The organism is Sphaerisporangium sp. NPDC005289, from assembly GCF_040607455.1.
Lineage (GTDB): Bacteria > Actinomycetota > Actinomycetes > Streptosporangiales > Streptosporangiaceae > Sphaerisporangium > Sphaerisporangium rhizosphaerae.
In genome coordinates, this window is record NZ_JBEXGS010000034.1 from 49,766 (window position 1) to 62,771 (window position 13,006).

14 protein-coding genes and 1 pseudogene are annotated in these 13,006 nt (G+C 71.4%); 12 read left to right on the forward strand and 3 right to left on the reverse strand.

Features of this window, described 5'->3' with window-relative positions:
- Positions 1-92: 92 nt before the first annotated feature.
- Positions 93-536 carry a phage tail protein gene (locus ABZT47_RS37335; RefSeq protein ID WP_354852793.1) on the forward strand — a complete coding sequence of 148 codons (444 nt, stop codon included), beginning with the start codon at positions 93-95 and terminating at the stop codon, positions 534-536.
- Between the two features lie 18 nt (positions 537-554).
- Here ABZT47_RS37335 and ABZT47_RS37340 read toward each other — a convergent pair whose 3' ends face one another.
- Positions 555-746, reverse strand: coding sequence for a hypothetical protein (locus ABZT47_RS37340; RefSeq protein WP_354852794.1), 192 nt, complete (start codon positions 744-746; stop codon positions 555-557).
- 56 nt (positions 747-802) lie between these two features.
- On the opposite strand from ABZT47_RS37340, the pseudogene ABZT47_RS37345 reads away from it, so the two are divergent.
- Both ABZT47_RS37345 and ABZT47_RS37350 read left to right on the forward strand, forming a co-directional pair.
- Positions 803-925, forward strand: a pseudogene (locus ABZT47_RS37345) (helix-turn-helix domain-containing protein); the annotation flags it as partial.
- Positions 917-1,573 (forward strand): DUF5753 domain-containing protein, encoded by a 657-nt coding sequence (locus ABZT47_RS37350; protein WP_354852870.1) that lies wholly within the window; start codon positions 917-919, stop codon positions 1,571-1,573. The pseudogene ABZT47_RS37345 and the gene ABZT47_RS37350, both read left to right, overlap by 9 nt.
- A gap of 176 nt (positions 1,574-1,749) precedes the next feature.
- Here ABZT47_RS37350 and ABZT47_RS37355 read toward each other — a convergent pair whose 3' ends face one another.
- The gene (locus tag ABZT47_RS37355; RefSeq protein WP_354852872.1) at positions 1,750-2,940 is read right to left on the reverse strand and encodes a DUF3866 family protein; all 1,191 of its coding nucleotides are present in this window, start codon (positions 2,938-2,940) and stop codon (positions 1,750-1,752) included.
- A gap of 93 nt (positions 2,941-3,033) precedes the next feature.
- Here ABZT47_RS37355 and ABZT47_RS37360 point away from each other — a divergent pair, with 93 nt between their 5' ends.
- The 5 genes from ABZT47_RS37360 (at position 3,034) to tatC (ending at position 6,624) form a co-directional block, all read left to right on the forward strand.
- Entirely contained in the window at positions 3,034-3,978 is a 945-nt protein-coding gene (locus ABZT47_RS37360) for a WYL domain-containing protein (protein ID WP_354852796.1), read from the forward strand.
- Between the two features lie 79 nt (positions 3,979-4,057).
- The gene (locus ABZT47_RS37365; protein WP_354852798.1) at positions 4,058-5,014 is read left to right on the forward strand and encodes a WYL domain-containing protein; all 957 of its coding nucleotides are present in this window, start codon (positions 4,058-4,060) and stop codon (positions 5,012-5,014) included.
- A 67-nt stretch (positions 5,015-5,081) separates the two neighbouring features.
- Positions 5,082-5,270, forward strand: coding sequence for a hypothetical protein (locus tag ABZT47_RS37370; protein ID WP_354852800.1), 189 nt, complete (start codon positions 5,082-5,084; stop codon positions 5,268-5,270).
- Between the two features lie 66 nt (positions 5,271-5,336).
- Positions 5,337-5,720, forward strand: a complete 384-nt coding sequence (gene tatA / locus ABZT47_RS37375) for a Sec-independent protein translocase subunit TatA (protein WP_354852802.1) — start codon at positions 5,337-5,339, stop codon at positions 5,718-5,720.
- Positions 5,721-5,763: 43 nt separating this feature from the next.
- Positions 5,764-6,624 (forward strand): twin-arginine translocase subunit TatC, encoded by an 861-nt coding sequence (tatC, locus tag ABZT47_RS37380; protein ID WP_354852803.1) that lies wholly within the window; start codon positions 5,764-5,766, stop codon positions 6,622-6,624.
- A 19-nt stretch (positions 6,625-6,643) separates the two neighbouring features.
- On the opposite strand, the gene ABZT47_RS37385 is transcribed toward tatC, so the two are convergent.
- Positions 6,644-7,837 (reverse strand): FAD-dependent monooxygenase, encoded by a 1,194-nt coding sequence (locus ABZT47_RS37385; protein WP_354852804.1) that lies wholly within the window; start codon positions 7,835-7,837, stop codon positions 6,644-6,646.
- Between the two features lie 120 nt (positions 7,838-7,957).
- Here ABZT47_RS37385 and ABZT47_RS37390 point away from each other — a divergent pair, with 120 nt between their 5' ends.
- The 4 genes from ABZT47_RS37390 to ABZT47_RS37405 all read left to right on the forward strand — a co-directional run bounded on the left by ABZT47_RS37390 (position 7,958) and on the right by ABZT47_RS37405 (position 12,972).
- Complete coding sequence (locus ABZT47_RS37390; protein WP_354852806.1) at positions 7,958-8,461, forward strand: MarR family transcriptional regulator; 504 nt, start codon at positions 7,958-7,960, stop codon at positions 8,459-8,461.
- A 224-nt stretch (positions 8,462-8,685) separates the two neighbouring features.
- Positions 8,686-9,597 (forward strand): YegS/Rv2252/BmrU family lipid kinase, encoded by a 912-nt coding sequence (locus ABZT47_RS37395; RefSeq protein WP_354852808.1) that lies wholly within the window; start codon positions 8,686-8,688, stop codon positions 9,595-9,597.
- Positions 9,594-10,055: a hypothetical protein gene (locus tag ABZT47_RS37400; RefSeq protein ID WP_354852809.1), complete on the forward strand. Its 462-nt coding sequence runs from the start codon at positions 9,594-9,596 to the stop codon at positions 10,053-10,055. Before ABZT47_RS37395 ends, ABZT47_RS37400 begins: the two co-directional genes overlap by 4 nt.
- Before the next feature lie 166 nt (positions 10,056-10,221).
- Positions 10,222-12,972 (forward strand): DEAD/DEAH box helicase, encoded by a 2,751-nt coding sequence (locus ABZT47_RS37405; RefSeq protein ID WP_354852811.1) that lies wholly within the window; start codon positions 10,222-10,224, stop codon positions 12,970-12,972.
- Positions 12,973-13,006 lie beyond the last annotated feature (34 nt).

Sequence of the window (13,006 nt, forward strand, 5' to 3'; positions counted from 1 at the left end):
GCACGGCAACTTAATCGGATGTCGAAGACCGGGAAGAAGGAGCAGCGCGATATTAGGCTCGATCGGGATCCCAATGACAAAGGAGACCGAGCATGGCATTGCCGGATTCAGACGGCTCGACCGGTCACTCCTTCGGCCTGGAGGTGGACGGCATCGTCGTCAAGCGCATCGACGAGATCTCCGGGCTCAAGATGGAGCAGGACGTCATCGAGGTGAAGGAGAACACCCCCGACGGCAAGGTGGTCGTCAGGAAGCTCCCCGGACGCCCGAAGCCCGGCGAGATGACGCTCACCCGAGCCCTCACCTCGGACGACGGCTTCGACACCTGGATGAAGGAGGCCCGCTCCGTCCGGGCCGGCGACGCCCGGAAGAACGGGGCGATCATCGTCTTCGATGTCGAGGGCGCGCCGATCAAGCGGTACAACCTGGCCGGTGTCTGGCCGAAGAGCCTGGAGATCACCTCCTTGAGGTCCGGTGACACGAGCGTGCTCACCGAGAAGCTCGTCGTCACCTACGAGCAGATGGAAGTGGAGTGAACCGCGGCCAGACCCTGGTCAGCCGGCGGCGGCCGGAGTGACTCGCCGGGTGCGCCGGTAGTAGGACCAACCGGCCACCGGTAACGCGATCATCCATGCGAGGAAGAGGGGCAGGCCGATGAAGGCGCCGGTCAGGGTGAACGGATCGTCCGTACTCGCCTCGGCGATGGCACGAGGGATTCGCACGGGCAGGGTGAGCGAGTAGCCCACCAGCAGGACGGAGCCCAGAATGGTCGGGGTGAGCGGAAACCACTGCCAAATTCACCCTTAAGGACGCGGGGGATTACATCCAACGTGATCAGTCGTCACTCAGCCGCATGGAGCAGGGGATCACTCCCATGCGCGTCCCAGATGTGCTCACGCTGCTCAACCTCTACGGCGTGAGCGACGCCCGCGTCCGCGACGGCCTGGAACGCCTCAGCCGCGATATCTGGCAGAAGAGCTGGTGGGACGGGTACGCGGGCGCGTTCACGGGCCGCATCATCGACCACGCCTGGCTGGAGTCCCGCGCCACGGAACTACGTTCCTATGACGCGATGGTCGTCCCAGGACTCCTGCAGACCCGTCAGTACGCTGAGGCGGTCATCCGTGCGGCCGATCCGACCAAGCCGCGAGAACGCATACGGCTCTGGGCGGAGTTCCGGATGAACCGGCAGCGGGTTCTCGGCCGGGACGGGCCTCTGCGACTCTCGGTCGTCCTTGATGAGGCGGTGTTGCGCAGAAGCGTCGGTGGCGGCGAGGTGCTCCGCGGTCAGCTGCGCCACCTCATCGAGATGGCGGAGAGCCCGAACATCGGGATCCGTGTCCTTCCCTTCGGCGCCGCCGCCGGCGCCAGTCCTGAGGGACCATTCACGGTCTTCGATATGCCCGAGCCCTATCCGGATGTCGCGTATATCGAAACGCGAGTGGGTGCCATATATGTCGAAGGGGACGATGTGGAAGGCTTCGTGCAGGCGTACGATCGCCTTCACGAAGCCGCGCTCGCGCCCGGCGATTCCCTGGCGCTGATCATGACCGCGGCAGAACGCGCAGCCTGATCAAACGGAGGCATCAAGCATGGCCACCCCCGAGGAGCTGGCCGACGTCGCCTGGCACAGGCGGGAGGCCGGTCCAGGTCATCATCGGGGACATGAGGGCCGGCGGGCGCGGGGCGGCATGGGCGTGGGGGCGGCCGAGCTGGTGGCGGCGGGCGCGGCCGGGCCGGCGCCGGCGGTCAGGCGAGCAGCGTGGCGGCGTGGCGGCCGGCGGCGGCGGAGGCGAGGAAGCCGGCCAGGTCGCGGTCCAGGCCGCGGCCCATGGTGGACAGCTTGACCGGGCTGTCCTCGAGCAGCTTCGCCAGGCCGTCCACCGGCACGTTCACCAGCTGGTGCCGCGCGCCCAGCGCGGCGGCCTGCTCACGCACCCGCTCGCCGAACGCGCCGGGCAGTTCGGGCACCACCACCTGGGCGGGGGCCAGCGCCACCCGGCCGTAGGCGGTGAGCGAGTGATGGGAGACCCCGATGTGGCGCTCGCGCAGGTCGCCTTCGCTCACGCGCAGCGCCCCCACAGGACGCCCGCCCAGCACGGCCGCCGCGTTGACCGCCTCGCCCGCCGACACCCCCGAGAACCCCCACCGGGTGCCGGTGCCCAGGTTGCCGGGTCCCTGAGTCACGATCGCGACGTCGGCCGACAGCACGTGCCTGGCGGCGAGCAGCCCGGTGTGGACGGTGACCGCCTCCACGTCGCCGCCGAAGGCCTGGCCGGTGGTGACCACCCCGCACAGCCAGCCGAGCTCGCGCAGCCGCGCGGCCGACATGGAGAACCACGCCGGCAGTGCGCCGCCGTCCAGCATCACGTAGGCGACCCGGAGCGGCCGCCCGACGCTCGCGGGCGCGGTACTTTCGCGCGGGCCGTCCACTCCTTGGGCGGCCTGCGGGCGCGGGCCCTCCGACTCCCGGACCACCTCAGGACGTGGGCCGTCCGCCTCCCCGGCAGCCCGCGGGCGTGGGCCGTCCACCTGCCGGGACGCGGCCGGCATCTCGGGGGCCCGCTCAGGGTGGGAGCCGTACAGGCCGCACAGGATGGCAGGGAGGGCGGAGTGCAGGTCGGCGACCACCACGGGCATGCCGTCCACGGAGTCGGCCTCGCGCAGCGTCTCGTGGTGGGGGGAGTCCTGCTCGTCGGCGCCGAGCACCGTGGCCTGCAGGGGCGTGTATCGTGCCTTGACCAGGTGGCCGGGACCTTGCGGATCTTCCGGCAATCGGTCCGGCACGGCCACTACCATGGCGTAACCTCCCGTACCGAGGCCCATGGCGAGCGCTGTGGTGTTCAGCAGCACCGTGTCACCCGGTTCGGGGCGGCCCACCAGCGGGGGGTAGGCCAGGGCCCGGCAGCTCCCTTCGGGGAGGGTCACGTCCAGCTCCATCGCGCCCGGCCACTCGCGCCGGACCGCGACCACCTCGCCCTTGCGCCATCTGATCACGGGGCAAGGGTAGCGTCACCTGAGAAGGGAGGCCCGATGTCTCGGCGGAAGACCGAGCGGCTGCTGAACCTGGTCATCTGCCTGCTGGCCACGCGCCGCCCGCTCAGTGCGGAGCAGATCCGTCACGCCGTGCCCGGCTACGACGCCGGCAACGACGAGGCCTTCCAGCGCATGTTCGAGCGCGACAAGAACGAGCTGCGCGAGATCGGCATCCCGGTGGAGGTCCACCGCGACCCCTGGGAGGACGAGCCCGGCTACCGCATCATGCGCCAGGCCTACGAGCTGCCCGAGATCACGCTGGAGGCCGACGAGGCCGCCGTGCTCGGCCTGGCCGCCCAGGTGTGGCAGCGGGCCAACCTGGCCGAGGCGGCCGGCGGCGCCCTGCTCAAGCTGCGCGCCGCCGGCGTCCAGACCGACGAGTCCGCCGCCGGGCCGCTGGAGCTGCGGGTCGACACCCGCGACCCCGCCTTCCCCGCCCTCTGGGAGGCCGTGCGCGACCGCAGGGTCGTCCGCTTCGACTACCGCGCCGCCGGCAGCGAGGTCATGCTCACCCGCACGGTGGAGCCGTGGGGCGTGGTGAGCCGGCGCGGCCGCTGGTACGTCGTCGGCCACGACCGCGAGCGCGGCGCCCCCCGCGTGTTCCGTCTCAGCCGCATCAGCGGCCCGGTCGCGCCGGTCGGCCGCTCCGGCGCGGTGGTGGTGCCCGAGGGGGTCGACATCCGCTCGATGGTCGGCCACCGCGACAGCCTGCTGCCCGAGCGCACCGCGACCGTCCGCGTCCGCCGCGACACCTGCCAGTGGCTGCGGCAGGTCGGCGCCGTGCGGCCCGGCGAGGACGGCTGGGACGAGGTCACCGTGGAGTTCGCCGATCCGGAGTGGGTGGCCGGCTCGGTCGTGGCGTTCGGGGCCGACGCCGAGGTGCTCGACCCGCCGGACGTCCGCGACGCGGTGATCCGCCGCCTGAAGGGAGCCATCGCGTGAACGCGGCCGGACGAACGGTCCACCCCGGTGCCGAGGACGCCCGCGCGGCCGTCGCGCCCCGCCTGAAGGGAACGCTCGCGTGAGCACGGCTGACCGGCTGCCCAGGCTGCTCGCCCTGGTGCCCTACCTCATGTCCCACCCCGGTGCCCAGGTGCCCGAGGTCGCCCGGCTGTTCGGGCTGACCGAGAAGCAGCTCGTCGACGACCTGCAGCTCGTGTGGATGTGCGGCCTGCCCGGGCACACCCCCGGCGACCTCATCGACGTCTCCTGGGACGGCGGCGAGATCCTCATCGACAACGCCGACACCATCGCACGGCCCCTGCGGCTCGGCATCGACGAGGCCAGCGCGCTGCTCGTCGCGCTGCGCATGCTGGCCGAGCTGCCCGAGTTCGCCGAGGGCGACGCCCTGGCCCGGGTGATCGCCAAGCTCGAGCGCGCGGCCGGCGAGGGCGCCGCCGCCGTCAGCACCCAGGTGGCCTTCGAGCTGGACGCCGCCCCCGACGCCACGACGACGGTCCGGCAGGCCCTGCGGGAGGGCCGGCGCCTGTCCCTGCGCTACTACGTGCCCGGCCGTGACGAGATCACCCCGCGCGAGGTCGACCCCACGCGCCTGGTCATGGTGGACGGCCGCTCCTATCTGGAGGGCTGGTGCTACCGCGCGGACGGCATGCGGCTGTTCCGGCTCGACCGCATCATCGGGGTCGAGATGCTGGAGGTCACCGCCTCCCCGCCCGCCGAGGCCGAGCCGATCGACGTCACCGACGGGGTGTTCCGGCCCTCGCCCTCCGACGAGCTGGTGGAGCTGGAGCTGACCCCCGTGGGCCGCTGGGTCGCCGAGTACTACCCGTGCGAGGAGGTCACCGAGCTGGGGGAGGGCCGCCTGCGGGTCACCCTGCGCGCCCGCGACCAGGGCTGGCTGGTGCGGCTGGCGCTGCGGCTGGGCGACAGCGGGCGGGTCGTCTCCCCGGTGTCGCTGGCCGACCGGGTGCGCGAGGCGGCCTCGGCCGCGCTGGCCCGTTACGAGTCCTGCGCCTGAGTCCGCGCCCGTCCGGTTCGCGGGGACGCCGCGCGCGTCACGGCGGGCTTGGGTAGAGTGCCCGGTCATGACCTGGATCTTCGTCGCGGTGGGCCTCGCCGTCGTCGGCCTGGTCCCGCTGGCCGTGCTCTCGGCGCGCGTAGTGGTGGCCGCACGGGGGCTGTCGCGTGAAATCGAGCGGGCCAACGGCCGTCTTGCGCCCGTCCAAGGACGGCTCAAGGCCGCCATCGGCGCATCCGTGCGCACTGAGGGGTGAATCAAGTAGTGGTGGCAGCGTACGATCGAGGCTGAGAACGCACGTCGCTCGGCGTAAGGGTGTGACATGTCCAACTTCGGTGTACCCGAACTGCTCATCATCGGGCTGGTCCTGGTGCTGCTCTTCGGCGCCAAGAAGCTCCCCGACACGGCCAAGGCGCTGGGCCAGTCGCTTCGGCTGTTCAAGAAGGAGACCACCAAGCTGCACGAGGAGGACGACGCCAGGGCCGCCGCGCAGGCCACCGCCCAGCCGGTCGTCGCCACTCCGCAGCCGCTGCCGCCCGCGACCCCCTCGGTCGAGGACCGCCTGCGCCTGCTGGAAGAGGAGAACTCCCGCCTGCGCACCTCCCAGGCACGTCCGGCCGACGCACGTCCGGCCGATGCTCGTCCGGCCGACGCCGTGAACGGGGCTCCGCTCTCGCAGGCGCAGAAGGACCAGGGCTCCGCCTGACACGCCCCCTTGCCCTGACCGACCGCAGAGACCAGGACGCCCGATGGCATTGCTGAAACGGTCAAGCCCGGCCGATGACGGCCCGCAGGTCCCCGATCTCGAGGGCCGCATGTCGCTCATGGATCACCTCCGTGAGCTTCGCAACCGCCTGGTGAAGGCCATCCTGGGCCTCACCCTGGGCACCGTGGTCGGCTTCGTCTTCTTCGACCGTCTCTGGGTCTTCATGACGGGGCCCTACTGCCGCCTGCCCGCCGCCCACAAGCTCAAGGACGGCGAGTGCTCCCTGGTCGTGCAGGGCGTGTTCGAGGGCTTCATGGTCAACCTGCAGGTGGCGCTCATGTTCGGCGCGGTGGTCAGCGCGCCGATCTGGCTCTATCAGCTCTGGGCGTTCGTGACGCCGGGCCTGTACCGCAACGAGCGGCGCTACTCCCTGGCGTTCGTGGCCCTGGCCGTCCCGCTGTTCGCCGCGGGCGCCGCGCTGGCGTACTACACGATGGACAAGGGCCTGGCGCTGCTGCTCGGCTTCGCACCCGGCAACGTCATCCCGCTCATCAGCATGGATCAGTACGTCGGGTTCATGATGGCCATGCTGGTGATCTTCGGTCTGTCGTTCGAGCTGCCCCTGCTCATGGTGTTCCTCAACATGATCGGCGTGCTGCCGTTCAAGCTGGTGAGCAAGCACCAGCGCATGGTCGTGTTCCTGATGTTCGTCTTCGCGGCCGTCGCGACGCCGAGCCAGGACCCGATCACCATGCTCGCGCTGGCGGTCCCCATGGTCGGCATGTTCATGATCGCCGAGGTGTTCATGTACTTCCACGACCGCAAGAAGGACCAGCTCGAGGCCGAACGCCAGCGGCAGATCGAAGAGGAGCTCGACGGCACCGCCTCCACCCCGCTCGACTGAGGCCCCCCTCGGCGAGCTTCTAGGCGCCGGTGAAGTCCGGGAGGGTGAGCGCCGAGTAGGCGGGTCGTCCCTCCGCGGCGGGCATGACGGTCAGGCCGCGCAGCATCCGGTTGCGTCGCGCCAAGGCCTCTTCGGTGCCGGGCAGGAGGGTGGCGTCGCCTTCGGTGACGAGCGCCTGGTTCATCTCGACGAACGCCCGGGCGCGCTGTTCGTAGGCGGTCAACGCGGCCGTGTGGTCGCGGTCGGTGGCCAGTTCCCCGGCGAGCAGGTAGGCGCCGACGAGGGCGAGGCTCGACCCCTGTCCGGTGAGGAACGAGGGGGCGTGGGCGGCGTCGCCGGCGAGGGCGACCCGACCGGCGGACCACCGGGGCATCCGGATCTGGCTGACGACGTCGAAGAAGAGATCGTCGGCCGTGCGCATGGCCGTGACCAGGCGTGGCACCTCCCACTGGTCGCCGGCGAAGATCGAGGCGACGAGGTCGCGTTGCGCGACGGGGTCCCGGAAGGCCTCGAACGGCGGTTCCGGCCGGCTGAAGCTCAGGAACCCGTGCACCGTGTCGCCGTCGCCGACGGCGTACAGGGCCGCTCCCCGGCCCGGGGCGTTCCACACGACGCCCTCGTGTGAGAGCCCCAGGTCGTTGCTCATGGTGAAGCCGGCGAAGCAGTAACCGAGATACCGGTGGAACCGCGCCTCGGGGCCGAAGACGAGGCCCCTGGTGTGCGAGTGCAGACCGTCGGCGCCGACGACCACGTCGAACATGCGCTGCTTCCCGCTGCGGAAGGTGACGTCGACGCCGTCCGCGCGGTCGTCGAGGGCGGCGATGGTGTCGTCGAACAGGAACTCGACCTCGTCGCGGATGGCCGCGTAGAGGATCTCGGTGAGGTCGCCGCGGCGTACCTCCAGGTCCCGGACCTCGGCTCCGCCCGCCACGGGTCGGGCATCGACGGCGGCGATCACGCTGCCGTCCGGGTTGAGGAAGGTGATCCGGCGGGTATCGACGTGAGCCGCCTGGAGGGCGGGAAGCACGCCCATCCGCCGGACGACCTCAAGCGCGGTGCCGCGGATGTCGATGGGATACCCGCCGCCGCGCACCGCGCCCGCCTTCTCCACGACCGTGACCTCGAAACCGTACCGGTGCAGCCAGTAGGCCAACGCGGGACCGGCGATGCTCGCGCCGGAGACCAGCACCCGGCCCTTCGTCGTCGTGCTCATTCGCTCCTCCTCCATAATGGATAGCTACCTTAGGTAGCCTTTCCTCGGGAACGGGCGAGCGCCCCTCCCGGAGAACACAGAGACAACTATATACCTAAGTTAGGTATCTAATGGAGGATGATGGCTGACACACGGTCGCCGACCGCGGGGAAGGACGATGGCGAACTCGACCTGCTTTCGGTGCTGCCCCGCCTGATCCAACTGGGCAACGTGCTGAACCGCGGCCGGCTCTTCGAACGCGCCGTGGAGGGAGCCGGTGTCGCCCTGGACCGGCCCGCGATGTCGATCCTGGTCACGCTGCAGATGGCCGCCCGGCCGCTGCGCGTCGGCGAGATCGCCACGCGCATGCAGGTCGTAGGACCGCACGTCACCCGGCAGCTGCACGAGCTGGAGCGGCGCGGACTCACGCGCCGGGTCCCCGATCCGCACGACCAGCGGGCCCGGCTGGTCGAGCAGACCCCCGAGGGGGCCGCCGTCGTCGGCCGCTACCTGCAGACCGTCCTCGGTTGGTTCGGCGACGCCCTCGCAGAGTGGTCCGCGCAGGATCGCCAGGCCTTCGGCCGCCTTCTCGACCGCTTCGCGAGCGACCTCACCGCCCGGTTGGAGGCCCTCGACGAGGAATGACCGGCCGGCCGATCCTCGCGCGGCGACGGTGCGGCGTGCACGAGCCTCCATGGCCCGGCCGGAGTCCACCGCCCGGGCACGTGGCGCTTCGCCGTGACGTGACACCCGTCGGCCAGGTCGTCCGCCGCCCGGCCGGAGCGGGCCGTCTCGCGCGCGGACGTCGCCGCCGACTTTCCCGGTGCTTGACCCTAGCTTGACGAGATCTAGACCTATATGTTCCCAGTGTGGCAGGTGAGCTGGTCGTTCTCGTGAATCCGGCGGCGCGCGGCGGCCGTACCCTGCGCCTGCTCGACCCGGTGGTGCGGCGGTTGAAGGAGGGCGGGCGGCCGGTCTCGGTGATCGTGGGCACCTCCGCCCAGGACGCCCTGGAACGTGCCTGCACGGCCGTCGCCGAGGGGCCGGAGGCGCTGGTCGCGTTCGGCGGGGACGGTCTGGTCCACCTGGCCGTCCAGGCCGTCGCCGGCACGGACGTCCCCCTCGGCATCATCCCGGCCGGCACCGGCAACGACCTCGCCGGCGCCTTCGGGATCCCCCGCAAGGACCCGCTGGCCGCCGCGGCCATCGTCGCCGGGGGCGCGGTGCGGACGGTGGACGCGGGCACCATCGGCGAGGAGTGGTTCGCCGGAGTGGTGGCCTGCGGCTTCGACTCCAAGGTCAACGAGCGGGCCAACGGGATGACCCGCCCCGCGGGCATGGCGAAGTACCTGCTGGCCACCCTTCAGGAGCTGCGGTCCTTCGCTCCCATCCCGTTCCGGCTCACCGTCGACGGCGGCGAGCCGTTCGAGCAGGAGGCCATGATGGTCGCCGTCGGCAACACCCATTCCTACGGCGCCGGGATGCGCGTGTGCCCGGGCGCCGAGCCGGACGACGGGCTGCTGGACGTGCTGATCGTCGGCCCGCTGCCCACCGGCGCCTTCCTGCGCGCCTTCCCCCGCGTCTACCGGGGCACCCACCTCGGCCACCCGGCCATCACCCTGCGCCGGGCCCGCACGGTCACGATCGAGGCTCCCGACGTCGTCGCCTACGCCGACGGTGAGCGCGTCGCGGCCCTGCCCCTCACCTGCGCCATCCACCCGGGGGCTCTCCATGTCATCGCCCCGGGCCGTTCTTCGCCACCAGGGAGTGGACACGCATGATCAAGTGGGCAGGCAAAGTGTCGGTCGCCGCGGCGACGGCGGTCACCGTCACCGTGTTGTTCCCGGCGACGGCGGGCGCCGCGCCGTCGTCCTCGGCGTCACAGGCCGCGGGAAAGGCCGTCAACCTCAAGATCACCGAGAGGATCCGGCATCAGCTCGCCGACGCGTACTGGAAGCAGTACTACAAGGCGAACCATCCGCGTGCCGTCCGTACGAAGGTGGACGGGCCGAAGAGGGTCTACTACGGCAAGCTCAAGGGTGCCACCGCCGGGAAGGACGTGTACTGGGCGGTCGGGTCCATCGGCGTCAAGGGCGACCCGATCAGCTACCAGGACGGGCCGCACGTCTGGCGCAAGCGCGGCCACGGCGCCTGGTCCTACCGCGGCGACTCGGGCGGCTGCCCGTTCAAGGTGCCGAAGGCCCTGCTGAAGATCTGGCATCTGCCCGAGTGCGGCTGAACACGGCCTGTGGGTGAGTCCGTGGCGCAAGCGGGCGCTGTCCAGCCCGTACGCGCATGGCCGATCTCACGGCGACCGTCCTTGGAGGCGGCAGGACGATCGACCGTGGTACCTCGGGCGGGATCGTGGACGGGACCGGAAAGCGGTTATCGGTAGGCTGAAGTGCATGACGACGCCTGCGGAACGCTATGCCGCATTCCGTGAGAAGCACGCCGCCGGCGGGCCCGCCCTCACCTCCTTCCGAGGCCTGTACGACTTCGAGCTGGACGAGTTCCAGCTCGACGCGTGCCGGGCCCTGGAAGCCGGTGACGGCGTGCTCGTGGCGGCCCCGACGGGCTCGGGCAAGACCGTCGTGGGCGAGTTCGCGGTGCACCTCGCTCTGGAGCAGGGCAGCAAGTGTTTCTACACGACGCCGATCAAGGCGCTGTCCAACCAGAAGTTCAACGACCTGGCGCGCCGCTACGGGGCCAAGAAGGTCGGGCTGCTCACCGGCGACAACAGCGTCAACGGTGACGCGCCGATCGTCGTGATGACCACCGAGGTGCTGCGCAACATGCTCTACGCCGGCTCCTCGACCCTCGCGGGGCTGAGCCACGTGGTCATGGACGAGGTGCACTACCTCGCCGACCGCTTCCGCGGCGCCGTGTGGGAGGAGGTCATCATCCACCTGCCCGAGTCGGTGCGCGTGGTGGCCCTGTCGGCCACGGTGAGCAACGCCGAGGAGTTCGGCGAGTGGCTGGGGGAGGTCCGCGGCGACACCACGGTGATCGTGGACGAGCACCGGCCCGTGCCGCTGTGGCAGCACATGCTGGTCGGCGACCGGCTGTACGACCTGTTCGTCGACGAGGACAACCGGCCGCGCATCAACCCGAGCCTGATGCGCATCTCGCGGGACGAGCAGCGCCTGGCGCAGGCGCGCGGCCGCCGCGGCTACTCCCGGCCGCGCCGTTCGGCCAACTCCGTCAGCCGCTCCGACGCCATCGAGAAGCTCGACTCCGAGGGGCTGCTGCCCGCCATCACCTTCATCTTCTCCCGGGCCGGCTGCGACGCCGCCGTCCTGCAGTGCCTGCACGCCGGCATCCGGCTCACCACCGACAGCGAGCGCCACGAGATCCGCACGATCGTCGACGAGCGCACCGCCCACCTGCCCGACGAGGACCTGTCGGTGCTGGGGTACCTGGAGTGGCGCGACTGCCTCGAACGCGGCCTGGCCGCCCACCACGCCGGCATGCTCCCCGCCTTCAAGGAGGTCGTCGAGGAGCTGTTCACCCGCGGCCTGGTCAAGGCGGTGTTCGCCACCGAGACCCTCGCGCTCGGCATCAACATGCCCGCGCGGTCGGTCGTCATCGAAAAGCTCGACAAGTGGAACGGCGAGACCCACGCCGACCTCACCCCCGGCGAGTACACCCAGCTCACCGGGCGGGCGGGCCGGCGCGGCATCGACGTCGAGGGCCACGCCGTGGTCGCCTGGCAGCCCGGCATGGACCCGGTGGCGGTGGCGGGCCTGGCCAGCACCCGCACCTACCCGCTGCGCTCCAGCTTCCGCCCCTCCTACAACATGGCCGTCAACCTGGTCGGCCAGGTCGGCAGGGAGCGGGCCCGCACCCTGCTGGAGTCCTCCTTCGCCCAGTTCCAGGCCGACCGGGCGGTCGTCGGCATCGCCAAGCAGGTGCGGCGCGCCGAGGAGGCGCTGGAGGGCTACGCCGAGGCGATGACCTGCCACCTGGGCGACTTCCAGGAGTACGCGCGCATGCGCAGGGAGCTGTCGGACCGCGAGTCCGACCTGTCGCGCCAGCGCGGCACGGCCCGCCGGGCGCAGGCCGTGCGGTCCCTGGAGGCGCTCAAGCCCGGCGACGTGATCCGCGTCCCCGGCGGCAGGCGCGCGGGACTGGCGGTCATCCTGGACCCGGGACTGACCATGCGCACCGAGGGGCCCTCGCCGCTGGTGCTGACCATCGGCAAGCAGGTCAAGCGGCTGTCGGCCGCGGACTTCCCGGTGCCGGTCGAGCCGGTGGAGCACCTGCGCATCCCCAAGGGCTTCAACCCGCGGGCGCCCAAGGACCGCGCGAACCTGGTGGCCACCCTGCACGCCAAGATCGGCGACCGCGACCTTGGCCGTCCGGTGCGGGTCCGCGACCACGACGCCGACACCATGGCCGGCCGGGGCTCGGCCCCCGGCACCCCCGAGTGGGAGATCGCCGAGCTGCGCCGCCGGCTGCGCGCCCACCCCTGCCACGGCTGCGACCAGCGCGAGGACCACGCCCGCTGGGCCGAGCGCTACCACAAGCTGCTGCGCGAGACCGAGGGCCTGCGCCGGCGCGTCGAGAGCCGGTCCCACGTGATCGCCCGCACCTTCGACCGCGTGTGCGGGGTGCTCGACCAGCTCGGCTACCTGGAGGGCGAGGCCGTCACGCCCGAGGGCCGCAGGCTCGCCCAGCTGTACACCGAGCTGGACCTGCTCACCTCCGAGTGCCTGCGGGCCGGCATCTGGGACGATCTGGACCCGGCCGAGCTGGCCGCGTGCGTGTCGTCGCTGGTGTTCGAGTCCCGCCAGGCCGACGACGCGCGCCAGCCCAAGATCCCGGCCGGCGGGGTCAAGGAGTCGCTGGCGGCCATGGTGCGCATCTTCGCCGAGCTGGAGGACATCGAGCGCGACCACGGGCTGTCGTTCGTCCGCGAGCCCGACTTCGGGTTCGCCTGGGCGGCCTTCCGCTGGGCGAAGGGCCACAGCCTGGACGCCGTGCTCACCGACGGCGACCTTGCGGCCGGCGACTTCGTCCGCTGGGCCAAGCAGCTCATCGACCTGCTCGACCAGGTGGGCAAGGCGGCGCCGCACAACAGCAAGGTGCGGCACAACGCCGGCAAGGCCATCGACTCCCTGCGCCGCGGCGTCGTCGCCTACTCCTCGGTCGCCTGACGGCCCTTTCCCGCCCGGCGGGGCCTCCCGCCGG

Bases quoted from the DNA above. Each gene is read 5' to 3' on its own strand.
- ABZT47_RS37335 (WP_354852793.1), top strand. From the start codon at position 93: ATGGCATTGCCGGATTCAGACGGCTCGACCGGTCACTCCTTCGGCCTG.
- ABZT47_RS37355 (WP_354852872.1), bottom strand. From the start codon at position 2,940: ATGGAGCTGGACGTGACCCTCCCCGAAGGGAGCTGCCGGGCCCTGGCC.
- ABZT47_RS37360 (WP_354852796.1), top strand. From the start codon at position 3,034: ATGTCTCGGCGGAAGACCGAGCGGCTGCTGAACCTGGTCATCTGCCTG.
- ABZT47_RS37370 (WP_354852800.1), top strand. From the start codon at position 5,082: ATGACCTGGATCTTCGTCGCGGTGGGCCTCGCCGTCGTCGGCCTGGTC.
- tatA (WP_354852802.1), top strand. From the start codon at position 5,337: ATGTCCAACTTCGGTGTACCCGAACTGCTCATCATCGGGCTGGTCCTG.
- tatC (WP_354852803.1), top strand. From the start codon at position 5,764: ATGGCATTGCTGAAACGGTCAAGCCCGGCCGATGACGGCCCGCAGGTC.
- ABZT47_RS37385 (WP_354852804.1), bottom strand. From the start codon at position 7,837: ATGAGCACGACGACGAAGGGCCGGGTGCTGGTCTCCGGCGCGAGCATC.
- ABZT47_RS37390 (WP_354852806.1), top strand. From the start codon at position 7,958: ATGGCTGACACACGGTCGCCGACCGCGGGGAAGGACGATGGCGAACTC.
- ABZT47_RS37400 (WP_354852809.1), top strand. From the start codon at position 9,594: ATGATCAAGTGGGCAGGCAAAGTGTCGGTCGCCGCGGCGACGGCGGTC.
- ABZT47_RS37405 (WP_354852811.1), top strand. From the start codon at position 10,222: ATGACGACGCCTGCGGAACGCTATGCCGCATTCCGTGAGAAGCACGCC.